We start from the raw sequence: 14,241 nt of genomic DNA on the forward strand, positions 1-14,241 counted from the left end.
CGCTTCGATGCCAAGGATCGCGAAGACTGGCGCAACGTCATCAACGACGATGGCACTCGCGTCTTGACCGGGAGCGCAGCGATGAACACGCTCAAGGGCTACGCCGGCAGCGATACCCTGGACGGCAAAGAGGGAGATGATTTGCTGTCGGGCGGTGCTGGTAACGACACCTATGTGATGGGGCGAGGGTATGGCGTTGATCGGGTCGACGAGGATGACGCGACAACCGGGAATGCGGACGTAGCCGTGTTTGACGCCAGTGTCGATCAGCTATGGTTTCGTCAAATAGAAAATGACCTGGAAGTCAGCCTGATAGGAACCGGAGACAAGTTGGTTGTCAACGACTGGTACTTGGGTAGCCAGCACCACGTCGAGCAGTTCAAGTCCATCAGCGGCAAGACGCTGATGGACAGTCAGGTGCAGAATCTTGTTCAGGCCATGGCAAGCTTTGCGCCGCCGGCTGCGGGCCAGACCGCGTTGCCAGCCAACTACCAAGCCAGCCTGATGCCGATCATTGCCGCCAACTGGCATTGAGTGCATCGCAGATCGGTGCTCACACCCGCCCACCGCACGTGGGCGGGAACTTCTTCCTTGTCCTGCGACAGTCAGGCAGTGACGATCAGTGCGTCATCCGCTAGTTGGCCTTCGGCAGCACGGTGATCTCGATCTCCCGGCTGGTCACGTAGTACGGCACGTGCTGGTGGTTGGCGAACAGCAGCCGCAGCTTGTGCTTGCCGGGCGGCAGGTCGAGCACCGCTTCGGTCTCGCCGTTGCCGTAGTGCTTGTAGTGCTGGTGCAAATACTCATCGGGCTTGTCGAACGGAATCGGCGCCTTGATGTCGACCGGCAGCGGCATGTCGATCAGGATGTGGTGATGCCCGGTGTTCTTGATCTCACCGGCAGCCACGGGCGCGACCCCCATCCCCGAAGCCACGAACGCGACGCGAAACGGCGATCTCACCTGGTCGCCGTTCTTGATGTTCGTGAAGTACAGCAGTTTCTCCCCGGGCAGGAAGGGCCGCGTGCGGTCGCTCGCGCTGACGTCGCTGATGACGGAGTCGGTGGTCTCCAGCGGCTTGAGCGCGACGTCCGGCGGCGCCGCGAAAGCGAAGGAGACGCTGATCGACAGCAGGACACCGGCGATGGCCAGCGGTTTCAGGGGGTGATGGATGTTCATGGGGAGACTTACGACACCGCCCGCAAAACGGATGCACGCCCAGCCGATGTTTCCACAAGTGCGCTGCGCCTGGTTCGCCAGCACGCACACCAGCCACGCTTCCCGTGCGCAGGCCGTCGGGTGCTCCCCGCAGCGAAATCAAGGAGGAGGGCGAAGCCCGGGGGACATTCGCGGAGGGGAGTACCCGGCGGCCTGTGCACCCGCCCTGAATGCAACTACAGCCGCAGCGGCGCAGCGTAGCCGGTCATCTCCAGATAGCCACGCCCCACGCGCTTTCCCTGCGCATCGAGAAGATCGCTGAGGCCTTCCCAGTACACCCCCCCAGTCGAACCTCGGCTGTCCAGTTCCTGGTCATCGAGCAACGCGCGCACCTCGAAGTTGCCGGACGGCGTCTGCACGCGCCATTGCGTCGGGTACAACGCCCGCGTGCGCGGACTGCTCCAGGCGTTGACGCTCTCGAAACGCACCTCGTCGTTCCTGAAGACACGCAGCGCCCCATCGCGCGTGCGAAACGATCCGCCGCCCCACAGAGCGCTGCCATCCTTGCGGCGCAAATGAAAGGCGGTGAGCGCGCTGCCGTCGTCCAGGTTCATGCCGATCCAGTCCCAGCCCACCGCCTCGGGGTGCATCAGCGCTTCGCTCCATTCGTGGTCGAGCCACGCGGTGCCATCGACCTCGAAGGCCTGGCCCTTGAGCGTGAGCTTGCCCTGCGTCTTCAACTGGGGCTCGCTGTAGTAGTAGCTCGCCTGCGCTTCATCGGGCCCCTTGCGCGAGAGGCCGGCGTTGCCTTGCAAGAGCACCGGCTGCGTCGGCGTGAAGCGCAGGTCGAGCGCGAATTCGCCGGCCGGAATGCGCGCCGCATAGCTGCCGTCCTTGCGCACCAGCGACCAGTCGCGCAACTGCACCTCGGTGTCGGTTTCGCTGGCCGATGCAACGCCGAAGCCGGCGCGCGCGATGCGCTGGTCGTGCAGCAGCACGCGGCCTTCGAGGTCGGTGACGGCGGCGTGCGCGAACACGAGGTTCTTCGCGGCGAAGGCCGAGCGCATGTTCTGCGTCGCATCGATGCGCGAGCGGAAGAACGTCACCTGGAAGCCGAACTCGCGCCCCGCCGCGCTCTTCGCGTGGCCGGTGATGTACCACCACTCGGTGTGCAGGCCGGGGTGGCTGCCGAAGTCGCGCGGGAACTGCAGCGTGCGCGCGGGCAGTGCCCAGCTCGCGGGCGCGGCGGCCAGTGCGGCGAGCAGCAAGCTGCGCCGCGAGAGGCCGAAGGAACCGGAAGACATCACCCCGCCACCAGCGCATCGACGCGCTGCTGCGCCGGCCCGATGTCGCCGAACGCGTTCTGCACCCATGCAGCATCGTGGTAGCTGGGCAGGTAGCGCTCGCCCGAATCGCACAGCAGCGACAGGATCGACCCCTGCCGCCCGGCCGCGCGCAGCTCCTGTGCCACCGCCAGCATGCCGATGAAGTTGGTGCCCGTCGAAGGCCCGACCTTGCGCCCCAGCAGCGCCGAGAGCGCATGCATCGCCGCCACCGAATCGAGATTGGGCACCTCGATCATGCGATCGACCAGCGTGCGGATGAAGCTCGGCTCCACGCGCGGCTGCCCGATGCCTTCGATGCGCGAGCCCACGGCCGTGAGCGTCGCGTCGCCCGTGCGGTGATAGGCCGAGAACACCGAGCCCTCGGGGTCGGGCACGCACACCTGCGTGTCGTGGCAGCGGTAGCGCAGGTACCGGCCGATGGTCGCGCTGGTGCCGCCGGTGCCCGCACCCACCACGATCCATTCGGGGATCGGATGGCGCTCCCGCGCCATCTGCTGGAACATGCTCTCGGCGATGTTGTTGTTGCCGCGCCAGTCGGTCGCGCGCTCGGCATACGTGAACTGGTCCATGTAGTGGCCGCCCGTGCGCTCGGCCAGCGCGCGGGCTTCCTCGTACACCTGTGCGGCGTGGTCCACGAAGTGGCAGCTCGCGCCGTAGAAGGCGATCTGCGCGATCTTCTCGGGCGAGGTGCTGCGCGGCATCACCGCGATGAAGGGCAGGCCCAGGAGCCGCGCGAAGTAGGCCTCGCTCACCGCCGTCGATCCGCTCGAAGCCTCCACGATGGTCGTGCCCTCGCGCACCCAGCCGTTGCACAGTGCGTAGAGAAAGAGCGAGCGCGCGAGCCGGTGCTTGAGGCTGCCGGTCGGGTGGGTGGATTCGTCTTTCAGGTACAGGTCGATGCCGGCTGCCGCGAGCGCGGGCAGGGGGAGCGGGATCAGGTGCGTGTCGGCGCTGCGCTGGTAGTCGGCTTCGATGCGGCGGATGGCGCCGCCGAGCCAGCCGCTGCAGGAGGCGCCAGGGAGGAAGGAGGGTGTGGGCTGCATAGCGCGCCAGTCTACAAGTCATGCCTTGTAACCCGGTGGCCGGTGGAAATCGGGATACTGTGCGCTGCCGTAAACAAGGCAGGAGACGAGACACATGAAAAGAACGAGCCCGCGCCTGGCAGCGCGACGCATGCCGAGCCATCGGCTTTCCATCGGCGCATTGGCCGCCATCGCCCTCGCCGGGTGTGCGTCCAGCCCTCCGGGCAGCGACACGCCCACGCGCCCCTCTTCATCCTTCACCGTCCCCGGCCTCGAGAAGCCCGCCGAGGTGCTGGTCGACCGCTGGGGCGTGCCGCACCTGTACGCCGGCACGCTCTACGACGCCTTCGTGGCGCAGGGCTTCATCGCCGCGCGCGACCGGCTTTGGCAGATGGACCTGTGGCGCAAGCGCGGCCTGGGCGAAATGGCCAAGGACTTCGGCCCTGCATGGGTCGAGAGCGACCGCGCCGCGCGCGCCGTGCTCTACCGCGGCGACATGTACCGCGAGTGGCTGGCCTACGGGTCGGACGCCAAGCGCGTGGCCGAGGCCTTCACCGCTGGCGTCAATGCCTACGTCGCGCAGGTTCGCGCGCAGCCTGCGCTGCTGCCGACCGAGTTCGCATTGCTGGGCTACCAGCCGGCCACGTGGTCGCCCGAGGACGTGGTGCGCATCCGGCACCACGGGCTCACGCTCAACTTCACCTCCGAGGTCGACCGCGCACGCGCCTTCTGCGCGGGCGGCCCGGGCATCAAGGCCGACTGGCTGCGCCGTGAGCTCGATCCGCCGGTCACGCCCAAGGTGCCGGTGGGGTTCGACCCCTGCACCATTCCTGCAGCGGAACTGCGCGCCGCGTACCTGCGGGCGACGGACTCGCCGCGCTTCACCAAGGACAACACGCGGGTCGGCATGAATGCGGGCACGCCTTCCACGCCGGTGGCCTTGCTGCCCGGCAGCGCCGAATCGATCGCAGCGAAAGCCGAGCAGGACGAGGCGCAGCAACAGGCGCTGCAAGGCGACCCCACGGGCGCCTACGGCAGCAACAACTGGGTCATCTCGCCGAAGCTCACCTCCACCGGCCGGCCCATCCTGGCCAACGACCCGCACCGCTCGCATGGCGCGCCCAGCCTGCGCTACATGACGCACCTGAGCGCCCCCGGCATGGACGCCATCGGCGCGGGCGAGCCCTTCCTGCCGGGCCTGTCGATCGGCCACAACGGCACCATCGCCTTCGGTCTCACGCGCTTCTACATGGACCAGGAAGACCTGTACGTGTACCAGCTCAACCCGAAGAACCCCAACGAGTACCGCTACCAGGGCCGCTGGGAGCCGATGACGCGCGTCACCGAGCGCATCGCGGTACGCGGCGAGAGCACGCCGCGCGAGGTGGTCAACACCTTCACGCGGCATGGCCCCGTGCTGCTCGCGGAGCCCGGCAAGCGGCGCGCGTATGCATTGCGCGCCGCCTGGCTGGAGCCCGGCATGGCGCCGTATTTCGGTTCGATGGACTACATGCGCGCGCGCAACTGGGACCAGTTCCGCGCCGCGATGAACCGCTGGGGCGCACCGGGCGAGAACCAGGTGTATGCCGACAGCAGCGGCAACGTCGGCTGGATTCCGGGCGGGCTCACGCCGATCCGGCCCAACTGGGATGGTCTCATGCCCGTGCCGGGCGATGGCCGCTACGAGTGGTCGGGCTTTCGCAATGGCGACGAGCTGCCTTCGGAGTTCAACCCCGCGCGCGGCTACGTGGTGACCGCCAACGAGAACAACATTCCGCCCGACCATCCGGCCGCGAAGAAGGGCATCGGCTACGAGTGGAGCGATGCGGCTCGCGCGCGTCGTTTGAAAGAGCTGTTCGCCACGAAGGTGGCGGCGGGTTCGCGCTTCACCATCGAGGACTCCGAGCGCATGCAGAACGACATCGTCGCGACGCCGGCGCAGCGGCTCCTGAAGCTGCTGGCGGGCCTGCGCAGCGACGACGCGCAAACGGCAGCCGGCCTGCGCCTGCTGCAGGGCTGGGACGGCGCGATGGACCGCGACAGCGCCGCGGCCGCGCTCTACGAGGTGTGGAGCAGCAAGCCGCTGCGCGCGGCGGTGCTCAAGGCGGGTGCGGGCGATGTGGGCGCGCCGCTGGCGGCGCCAGGCGACAACACGCGCATGGTGCTGCTGCTGGAGAACCCGTTCGGCTGGGTCACCGACGCGCAGCGCGATGCCCTGCTGCTGCAGACGCTGCCGCCCGCGATGCAGGAGCTCACCGCCAAGCTCGGTCCCGACATGAAGGCCTGGAAGTGGGGCACCCTGCATCGCGCGGAGTTCCGCCATCCGCTCGCCGAGGTGGTCGATGCCGCCACGCGCAAGAAGCTGGACGTGGGCGACTGGCCGATGTCCGGCTCCAGCTTCACGCCGATGGCGGCGACCTACCGGGCGAGCGACTACCGGTTGACCGCGGGCGCGTCGTTCCGCATGGTGCTCGACGTGGGCAACTGGGACGCCTCGCGCGTCATCAACACGCCGGGCCAGTCGGGCAACCCGGACAGCCCCAACTACCGCGACCTTGCGCCGCTGTGGCTCGAAGGCAAGTACGTGCCGCTGGTCTACAGCCGCGGGGCGGTGGAAAAGGAAACCGTGGAGCGGATCCAGCTGACCCCCGCAAAATAGGCGCCATGACCCTCGACGAGCTCAACCGCAAATTCGCTGAAGTCCCCGCACGCCACAAGGAGGTCTCGATCATCGCGAGCATGGATGACGAGCCTGCCCGGCCCAGCCGGCGACTGATGGAGGTCGCCCTCAAGGCATGTGCGATGGCGATGGACGTGGCATTGCCCGTCTACGAGGGCCGCGCGTCGAAGGAGCCGCACTGGTTCGACACCTGGCCCGGCGAACACTACCGGCTGCTGGCCGCGCTGGTGCGCACGCTGAACCCGAAGACGGTGATCGAGATCGGCACCTTCACCGGCATGGGCACGCTGGCGCTCGCACAGGACCTGCAGCCTTCGGGAACCCTGGCCACCTTCGACCTGCTGGCGTGGAACGGCTTTGCCGACACCTGGCTCGCGCCTTCCGACTTCGCCGGAGGCCGCGTGCGGCAGGTGCTGCACGACATCTCCACGCCGGGCGGCATCGAGCCGCATCGCGCGCTGTTCGAGTCGGCCGACCTGGTCTTTGTCGATGGGCCCAAGGACGGCATCACGGAGGCGAACATCCTCGCCAACCTGGGCACGTTGAACCTGTCGCGCGATGTGATCGTCATGTTCGACGACATCCGCGTCGTGAACATGATCGACATCTGGCGCCGCATCGGCCGGCCCAAGATGGACCTCACTTCCTTCGGCCACTGGAGCGGCACGGGCCTGATCGACTGGAACGGAACGTCCGACCTCTGAGCACTGAAAGAGGAGGGCGCTACCAGTCCTCTTTCACCGCCAGCACCACATCCTTGCCCGCGGCCGCCCGTCCCGCCAGCCACGCGGTGACCGTGCCCGCCACCACCACCGCGCCGCACAGCGCGATAAGGCGCGTCCACGGCACGAGCAGGTCCATCGTCCAGTGAAAGCTCTGCGGGTTCACCACCTTCACGAGCACCACCGACACCGCCAGCCCGAGCACCAGCCCGGCCACGGCGCCGATGGCCGTCCACGCCGCGCCTTCGCCCGCCACCACGGCCAGCACCTGCCGCCGCGTGAACCCCAGGTGCGCGAGCAGCCCGAATTCCTTGCGCCGCGCGAGCACCTGCGCGCTGAAGCTCGCCGCGATGCCGAAGAGACCGATGGCGATGGCCACGGCCTGCAGCCAGTAGGTGACTGCGAAGCTGCGGTCGAAGATGCGCAGCGACGTCGCGCGGATCTGCCCGACCGAGGCGATCTCGACCGAGTCGGGCGACCCGCCGCCCTGGCGCGCGGCGAGCGCGCGCACGGCCGCCTGCACGGCGCCTTCGGAGGCGCCCGGCGCGAGCCACAGCGAGATGTCGCTCACGTCGCGCTGGCCGGTGATGCGCGCGTAGTCGCGCGCATCCATCGTGACCGCGCCGAACTGCCGCGCATAGTCGCGCCACACGCCCGCGACGAAGAAGGTGTTCGCGACTTTCGTGGGGAGCGCAGTGGCCGACAGCGCGGCGGCCAGCGGCGCGAAGGCGGTGCCCGGCTTCGCGCCGTAGAGTTCCACCATCGGCTCGCTCACGTAGATGCCGATCTGCCCCGAGGGCACGGGCAATGCCGCGCCCACCAGCGGCAGCGATTGGGACGCGCTGCCTTCCAGGCTGCGCGCGATCAGCGTCACGGCCGGCTGCGAGGCATCCAGCTGCAACGACTGCGTGCGCAGCGTGCCCGTGCGCGCCACGCCGGGCAGTTGCGCCAGCGCCTGCACGAAGGCGGGCGGGAAGGTCGCGGTGTCGGTGCTGCTCGTGCCGCCGCTGTTGCCGCCGCGGCCGCCCGAGGTGGCGCGCACGTACAGGTCGGCCGGCAGCACCACGTCCAGCCAGTGCGTCACCGAATCTCGAAAGCTCGCGACCATCACCGTGAGCGCCACCGCGAGGCTCAGGCTCGCGACCACGCCGCTGACCGCCACGGCGGCGGTGCCGCGCATGCGCCGCGCACGCTCGATGGCCAGCATCGGCAGCACGCGCTCGGCGAACGCGGGCGCGATGCGGTCGTACAGCAGCGCGATGAGCCAAGGCAGGGCGGTGATGCCGCCCACCAGCAGGCACGCCACCGACACATACGCCGCCACCGGAATGCCGCCGATGGCCGGAATGTTCGCCAGCGCCGCACTGAGCGCGATCAGCCCGAGCGCGAGCCAGTGGCTGCGGCTCTGCGTGGGCGCGGCGCCCAGGCCCTTGAGCGTCTGCGCCTCGGGCAGCGCCTGCGCCGCGCGCGCAGGCCACCAGCCACCCACCAGTGCTGCCGCCACGCCGAGGCCACCGTACAGCAGCGCCGCGCCGCCGCTCCAGTGCAGCTTGGGCGCGACGCCTTCGAAGTACCCCCCGCCCAGGTCGCCGCCCAGCACCCGCAGCGCGAAGGCCGCGAGCGCGGTGCCCAGCGCAAGACCGGCGGCGCTGCCGATCACGCCGAGCACCAGCGATTCGGCCAGCACCAGCCGCAGCCGCTCGCGCGGCGTGAGGCCGAGCACGCCGAGCAGCGCGAACTGCTGCGCACGCTTGGCCACGCTCAACGCCAGCACCGAGAACACCAGGAACGCGCCCGTGAACAGCGCCACCAGCGCCAGCACCGTGAGGTTGACGCGGTAGGCGCGCGAGAGGTTGCTCACGCGCTCGGCCGCATCGCCCGGTTCCGCGAACTGCACGCCCGCGGGCCAGCCGGGGGATTTCTGCAGCGCATCGGTGAAGGCTGCGCGGTCGGTGCCGGGCGCCAGGCGCAGGTCGATGCGGCTCAACCGGCCGACCTGGTCGAACAGCTCCTGCGCAGCCGCGATGTCCATCACCGCGAGCGCCGTGCCGCTGGCGGCGACGTGGCCCGCCACGTCGAGCCGGTGCCACGTGGCGCCGCTGCGCAACTGCACCGTCTCGGTGGCATCGCCGCTGGCTTGCGCCGGCAGGCCGAGCACGCCGCGCGCGGCGGCATTGAGGAACACATGCCCCGGCGCGAAGAGCGCGAAGCGGTCGGCGCCCGCGGCGGGTTGCGGCATCAGCGCGGGCGCGATGGTGGGGAGCACCAGCGCATCGACGCCGATCACGCGCATCGGCACCTGGCGCTCGCCGCTGGGCAGAACCAGGGCCAGGCCCTGGAACTCGAGCACCGGGCTGGCGAGCGTCACCTGCGGATGGCGGGCCAGTTGCGCGAACACGGCCTCGTCGAAGCCGCCCTGCACGGCGCGCACCTCCAGGTCGGGCTGCCCGTTGACCGAGCGCACCGCACTGGAGAACTCGTCCAGCGCCGAGGCGTTGATGAGCTGCACCGAGAACGCGAGCGCCACGCCCAGCATCACGGCCAGCACGGCCGCCGCGTTGCGCCAGGGGTGGTGGCGCAGTTCCTGCCAGGAGAAGGTGGTGAGCAATGCACGCATGCGCCGATTGTGGCTCTGGCCGCGTGTTACATCCGCGTGGCACGATGGCGCCTCTTTCGATGACGATGCCCCGAGGAATTCGACGATGCGGCTCCTGCCCCCAGCCTTGTCCACACGCATGTTCCCGGTGATGCGCCGCCGCTGCTTCGCGGCCTGGCTTCTTGCCCCGCTGCTGGCCGGCAATGCCGCCGCACAGCTCCAGCCGCCGCAGCAACCACAACAGCAGCAGCAACCGCTGTCCCTCGCGAGCGACCCGGCCGTGCTGGCCAAGGCGGCGCTGGGGGCCGAGCGCGGAACGCTCGTCATCGGCCTCTTGCGCAACGGCAAGGCCTCGTATGGCGCGGCCTACAACCCCGAGCCGCTCTCGCCCCCGCGCCCCATCGAGCCCAACAGCGCCGAGCAGCCGATGTTCGAGATCGGCTCGGTCACCAAGGTCTTCACCGGCCTCCTGCTCGCACAGGCGGTGGAGCGCGGCGACCTGAAGCTGGACGACACCGTGGGCAAGGTGCTTGCCGGCAAGGTCCAGGGGGTGCCGCCCGCGGTGGCCGCGGTCACGCTGAAGCAACTGGCCACGCACACGGGCTGCATGCCCGTGATGGCCGACGGCGTGACGGGCGGTGCGCCGCTGGCCGAGCAGCTGCGCACCTTCGACAAGGCCATGTTCTGGGCAGCCCTCTCGCGCATCAAGCTCACCGCATTGGCGGCGCCGTGCGAAGCCGCGTACAGCAACTTCGGCATGGCGCTGCTCGGGCAATTGCTGGCCGAGCGCTACAACACCTCGTGGGGCGAACTGGTGCGCGCGCGCATCACCGAACCGCTGGGCATGAACGACACCGTGATCCCGCTCGGCGACAAGGCCTCGCGCATGGCCCCGGCCTTCGCCGGCGACCGGCGCCGGCCGCTCCTGGACATGATGGCCTACGCGCCGGCCAGCGCGCTGCGCTCCACGGCCGCCGACATGATGACCTTCAGCCGCGCGGTCCTCGCCGGCGCGAGCGGCCCGCTGGGCCCGGCCGCTGCGCGCATGCTCACGCCGCTCGCGCGCTACGAGGGCGCCGAGATCGGCTATGCGGTGATGGTGCGCGGCCCCGAGGGCGGGCGCCGCACCTACTGGCACGCGGGGCTCACCGAGGGCTACCGCACGCTGTGGCTGATCGCGCCCGACACGGGCGAGGCGCTGATCGTGCTCAGCAGCAACGCGCGCGCGCCGCTGCAGCCGGTGATGCTGGCGATCGGCAAGAACCGCTACCCGGTGTCGACCACGGAGGTGCCGGTCGATCCGAAGCGGCTGGAGGACTACAAGGGCGAGTACCGCATCAGCAAGACCAAGGCCCTGGGCTTCACGGTGCGCAACGGGCGCCTGCTGGTGCGCGAGACGGGGCGCGGCTACAACGCGCTCACGCCGACGGGCACCGACCGCTTCGCGGTGGCCACCATCGGTGCGCAGATCGTGTTCCAGCGCGGGGAGGGCAATGCGGTGGTGGGCGTGACGCTGGCGCAGGGCGGGAGCCAGCTCGAAGGGCGGCGCGTGGGCGAGGCGGTCGCCGTGCCGCAGGAATAAAAGAACCGCTGCTCAGAGCCGCTGCGACATCCCATTGAGATACGCCCGCACCGCCGCATTCGCACTCAGCCCGATCGCGCGGTCATAAGCCTGCCGCGCCGCGGCACGCGCCCCGCCGGCCGCCAGCAGGTGCGCGCGTGCGGCCCAGAAGGGCTGGTAGCTCGCCACCTCGTCCGAGGGAATCGCTTCGAGTGCGCGCAGTCCGACTTCGGGCCCGCGCGCATTCGCGAGCGCACAGGCGCGGCTTACCTGCGCGCCGATGCTGGGCCGCAGCGCCAAGAGGCCCTCGTACAGCGACACCAGCACCTCGGGCGCCACCGGTGCACCCACGCGGCGTTCGCAATGGGCCGACTGGATGGCGGCTTCCAGCTGGTACGCACCGAGGGATTTCATCTCCGATGCCAGCCGCAGGCACCGCTCGGCCTCCGCGAGCAGGTCGGGGTCCCAGCGCAGGGTGTCCTGCTGGTCGAGCGGCACGTAGGCACCGGTCTCGCTGCGCCGGGCGGCGGCGCGGCTTTCGCAGAAGAGCATCAGCGCGCGCAGGCCCAGCGGCTCGGGCTCGTCGGGCATGAGGTGGCAGAGGATGCGGCCCAGGTCGATGGCTTCGGCCGTGAGGCCGCGCGGCAGCGCATCGGCGCCGTCCACGTCGTCCCAGCCGGTGCCGTAGGCGGCGTAGATGCCGTCGAGCACGTCCTGCAGCCGCTGCGGCAGGTCGCGCGCCTGCGGATATTCGAAGGGAATGCCCGCTGCGCGGATGCGCGCCTTGGCCCGCACCAGCCGCTGGCCGAGCGTGGAAGGCGCGGTGAGAAAGGCGCTGGCCATGCGCGCCGCGTCCAGGCCCAGCACGGTCTGCAGCATCAGCGGCGCGCGGGCCGCCGCATCGATGGCGGGGTGCGCGCACACGAAGAGCAGGCGCAGCCGCTCGTCGGGTACGGCGGTGCCTTCGGCGCTGGCTTCGTCCATCTCGCCGGCCAGCAGCAGCAGGGTCTGGGTGGCTTGGTCCTGCACACGGGTGTGGCGCCAGGCGTCCAGCTTGCGGTGCCGCGCCACGCTCAGGAGCCACGCATCGGGTTGCGCGGGAATGCCGTCGGCCGGCCAGCGTTCGAGCGCGCGCGCAAAGGCGTCGGCGAGCGCGTCTTCGGAGGCGGCGATGTCGTGCGTGCGCGCCGACAGGATCGCCAGCAGCCGGCCGTACGACTCGCGCGCCGCCTTGTCGGCGGCCTGATGAGCCGCCGGGTCGTTCACGATGTGGCTGCCGTGGCCGTGAAGACGGGCCGCACTTCCACGCCCCCGCTCGATGCGCAGGGTGCGCGCGCCGCCCATTCGAGTGCGGCGTCCAGGTCCGGCACGTCCACCACGAAGTAGCCGCCGAGCTGCTCCTTGGTGTCGGCGAAGGGGCCGTCCTGCACCTGGCGCTTGTCGCCGCGCACGCGCAGCGTGGTGCCGGTCATGGGCGGGAAGAGGCCGTGGCCGCCGAGCGCGACGCCCGACTGGCGCACCGCATCGGCATACGCGATCCAGCTGGACCGGTATGCCTTTGAGGACGCGTCGTCGCGGTGTTCGAATTCGGCCGCGGGCTGATAGAACATCAACATGTACTGCATGGTGTCTCTCCGTCATGGAAAAGATGACTGAGCAAGATCGCTCACCACAATGACGGCCCGCAGCCGGTCATTTCGACACGGAAGGTCCGTGCCGTGCAGATTATTTTTTACGCGATTGCCGTTTGGCGCAACGGTTGCGCTACCTACGTCTTTCGGCTGGTACGCCTTTAGGCCGCCTTCTCGTTGACGGACGCGGAGAACATGCTTTCCATCTCGTTGCGCAGGCGATAGGCGGCGGTCGAGGTGTCGATCGCCACGTCGGCCCAGCCGAGGCTCTGGCCCTTCTTCACCGGCCGCACGAGCTTGACGTTGTGCGCAAGGCCGAGCGGCAGGCCGCCCAGGCGCAGCGACCGCTCGGCCGGCAGCAGCTTGCCCCACACGGTGTAGCCGCCTTCGCCGTCGAGCATCTCGCCCGCCGCGAGGTCGCGCTTGGCGGTGGCGACCACGTCGGCGTTCCAGCAGGTGGCCACGCCGGTCGCCTCGCCGCGCAGCGCCACGCTCGCGACCGACATGCCGACTTCCAGGCCGATGAGGTGCCAGCGCTTGTAGAGCGTGAAATAGCGCCCGCTCGGGTCGGTGTGGGCGTTGTATTCCTCGAAGCAGTTCTTGATGTAGTCGGTCTCGGCCTCGACCGTGACCCACACGCCCATGCGGATGTCGTACGGAATCTTGCGGCCGTCGGCTTCGAGCGAGGAGATCACCTCGACCATGCCCTTGCGTTCCAGCACGCCGCCTTCGCTCTGCGGGCGGGTGACGAAGGGAATGTCTTCCACGCTCGCGGGCGGGTAGAGGAGGCCGTCCGACGGCACGGTGAGCCCGGTGGCGTTGGCCACCGCCGAGCTTTCTATCGACGGCTTGGAGCCGTCGAGAAAGCTGTTGAACATCTTCGGGTTGAGCCCGCCGCGCAGCGCCTGCTCGGGCGTGAGGCCGTAGTTGCCCCACACGGTCTCGGGCGTCGATTCGGTGAAGTGCGGCAGCCACTTGTGGCCGCGCCCGGCCGCCACGACCGGAAAGCCGCAGGTGCGCGCCCAGTCCACCAGGTCGCAGATCAGCGCGGGCTGGTCGCCGAAGGCCAGCGAATAGATCACGCCGGCCTGCTGCGCCCTGTGCGCGAGCAGCGGGCCGCAGAAGGCATCGGCTTCGACCGTCACGTTGACCACGTGCTTGCCGTGCGCGAAAGCGTCCAGGCAGTGGTCGACGGCGGCGACCGGGTTGCCGGTGCACTCGACCACGATGTCGATCGACGGCTCACGCGTCACGGCCTGCCAGTCGTCGGTGATCCAGGTGGTGCCGGTCTTCAGGGCTTCCTGCACCGAGCGCGCGGCCGCACGCTCGGGCTTCCAGCCCACGCGTTCGAGATTCACGCGCGCCGCATCGGGCGACAGGTCGGCAATCGCGACGAGCTGCACGCCGGGCGTGCGCGGAATCTGCGCGAGGTACATCGAGCCGAACTTGCCGGCGCCGACGAGGCCGATGCGGATGGGACGGCCTTCGGCGGCGCGCTGCTGCAGGCGGGTGTAGAGGCTCATGGGG

11 protein-coding genes are annotated in these 14,241 nt (G+C 69.7%); 4 read left to right on the forward strand and 7 right to left on the reverse strand.

Going from position 1 to position 14,241, the window contains the following annotated elements:
- Nucleotides 1-534 (forward strand): calcium-binding protein (locus tag BM133_RS35080; protein ID WP_305728056.1); only part of this gene is annotated, 534 nt, incomplete at its 5' end.
- A gap of 100 nt (nucleotides 535-634) precedes the next feature.
- Here BM133_RS35080 and BM133_RS02230 read toward each other — a convergent pair.
- From BM133_RS02230 to BM133_RS02240, 3 genes are all read right to left on the reverse strand, one after another.
- Nucleotides 635-1,177, reverse strand: coding sequence for a DUF4399 domain-containing protein (locus BM133_RS02230; RefSeq protein ID WP_093431341.1), 543 nt, complete (start codon nucleotides 1,175-1,177; stop codon nucleotides 635-637).
- A 215-nt stretch (nucleotides 1,178-1,392) separates the two neighbouring features.
- Nucleotides 1,393-2,460: a lipocalin-like domain-containing protein gene (locus BM133_RS02235; protein ID WP_093431343.1), complete on the reverse strand. Its 1,068-nt coding sequence runs from the start codon at nucleotides 2,458-2,460 to the stop codon at nucleotides 1,393-1,395.
- A complete protein-coding gene (locus BM133_RS02240; RefSeq protein ID WP_093431344.1) occupies nucleotides 2,460-3,545 on the reverse strand; it encodes a PLP-dependent cysteine synthase family protein in 1,086 nt (361 codons plus the stop codon). Before BM133_RS02240 ends, BM133_RS02235 begins: the two co-directional genes overlap by 1 nt.
- A 130-nt stretch (nucleotides 3,546-3,675) precedes the next feature.
- Here BM133_RS02240 and BM133_RS02245 point away from each other — a divergent pair, with 130 nt between their 5' ends.
- On the forward strand, nucleotides 3,676-6,183 hold the full coding sequence (locus BM133_RS02245) for a penicillin acylase family protein (RefSeq protein ID WP_177224814.1): 2,508 nt from the start codon (nucleotides 3,676-3,678) through the stop codon (nucleotides 6,181-6,183).
- A 5-nt stretch (nucleotides 6,184-6,188) separates the two neighbouring features.
- A complete protein-coding gene (locus BM133_RS02250; RefSeq protein WP_093431347.1) occupies nucleotides 6,189-6,908 on the forward strand; it encodes a class I SAM-dependent methyltransferase in 720 nt (239 codons plus the stop codon).
- A 19-nt stretch (nucleotides 6,909-6,927) separates the two neighbouring features.
- Here the strand turns inward: BM133_RS02250 and BM133_RS02255 are convergent, their stop codons facing one another.
- Nucleotides 6,928-9,543 (reverse strand): FtsX-like permease family protein, encoded by a 2,616-nt coding sequence (locus BM133_RS02255; protein WP_093431349.1) that lies wholly within the window; start codon nucleotides 9,541-9,543, stop codon nucleotides 6,928-6,930.
- A gap of 85 nt (nucleotides 9,544-9,628) precedes the next feature.
- Here BM133_RS02255 and BM133_RS02260 point away from each other — a divergent pair, with 85 nt between their 5' ends.
- Nucleotides 9,629-11,104, forward strand: coding sequence for a serine hydrolase domain-containing protein (locus tag BM133_RS02260; RefSeq protein ID WP_093431350.1), 1,476 nt, complete (start codon nucleotides 9,629-9,631; stop codon nucleotides 11,102-11,104).
- 12 nt (nucleotides 11,105-11,116) lie between these two features.
- On the opposite strand, the gene BM133_RS02265 is transcribed toward BM133_RS02260, so the two are convergent.
- The 3 genes from BM133_RS02265 to BM133_RS02275 form a co-directional block, all read right to left on the reverse strand.
- Nucleotides 11,117-12,349 carry an RNA polymerase sigma factor gene (locus tag BM133_RS02265; RefSeq protein WP_093431352.1) on the reverse strand — a complete coding sequence of 411 codons (1,233 nt, stop codon included), beginning with the start codon at nucleotides 12,347-12,349 and terminating at the stop codon, nucleotides 11,117-11,119.
- Entirely contained in the window at nucleotides 12,346-12,708 is a 363-nt protein-coding gene (locus BM133_RS02270) for a YciI family protein (RefSeq protein ID WP_093431353.1), read from the reverse strand. The genes BM133_RS02265 and BM133_RS02270 overlap by 4 nt, the downstream gene beginning before the upstream one ends.
- 167 nt (nucleotides 12,709-12,875) lie before the next feature.
- Nucleotides 12,876-14,237, reverse strand: coding sequence for an NAD(P)H-dependent oxidoreductase (locus BM133_RS02275; protein ID WP_093431355.1), 1,362 nt, complete (start codon nucleotides 14,235-14,237; stop codon nucleotides 12,876-12,878).
- Nucleotides 14,238-14,241: the final 4 nt, after the last annotated feature.

This window comes from Variovorax sp. 770b2 (assembly GCF_900115685.1).
Taxonomy (GTDB): domain Bacteria; phylum Pseudomonadota; class Gammaproteobacteria; order Burkholderiales; family Burkholderiaceae_C; genus Variovorax.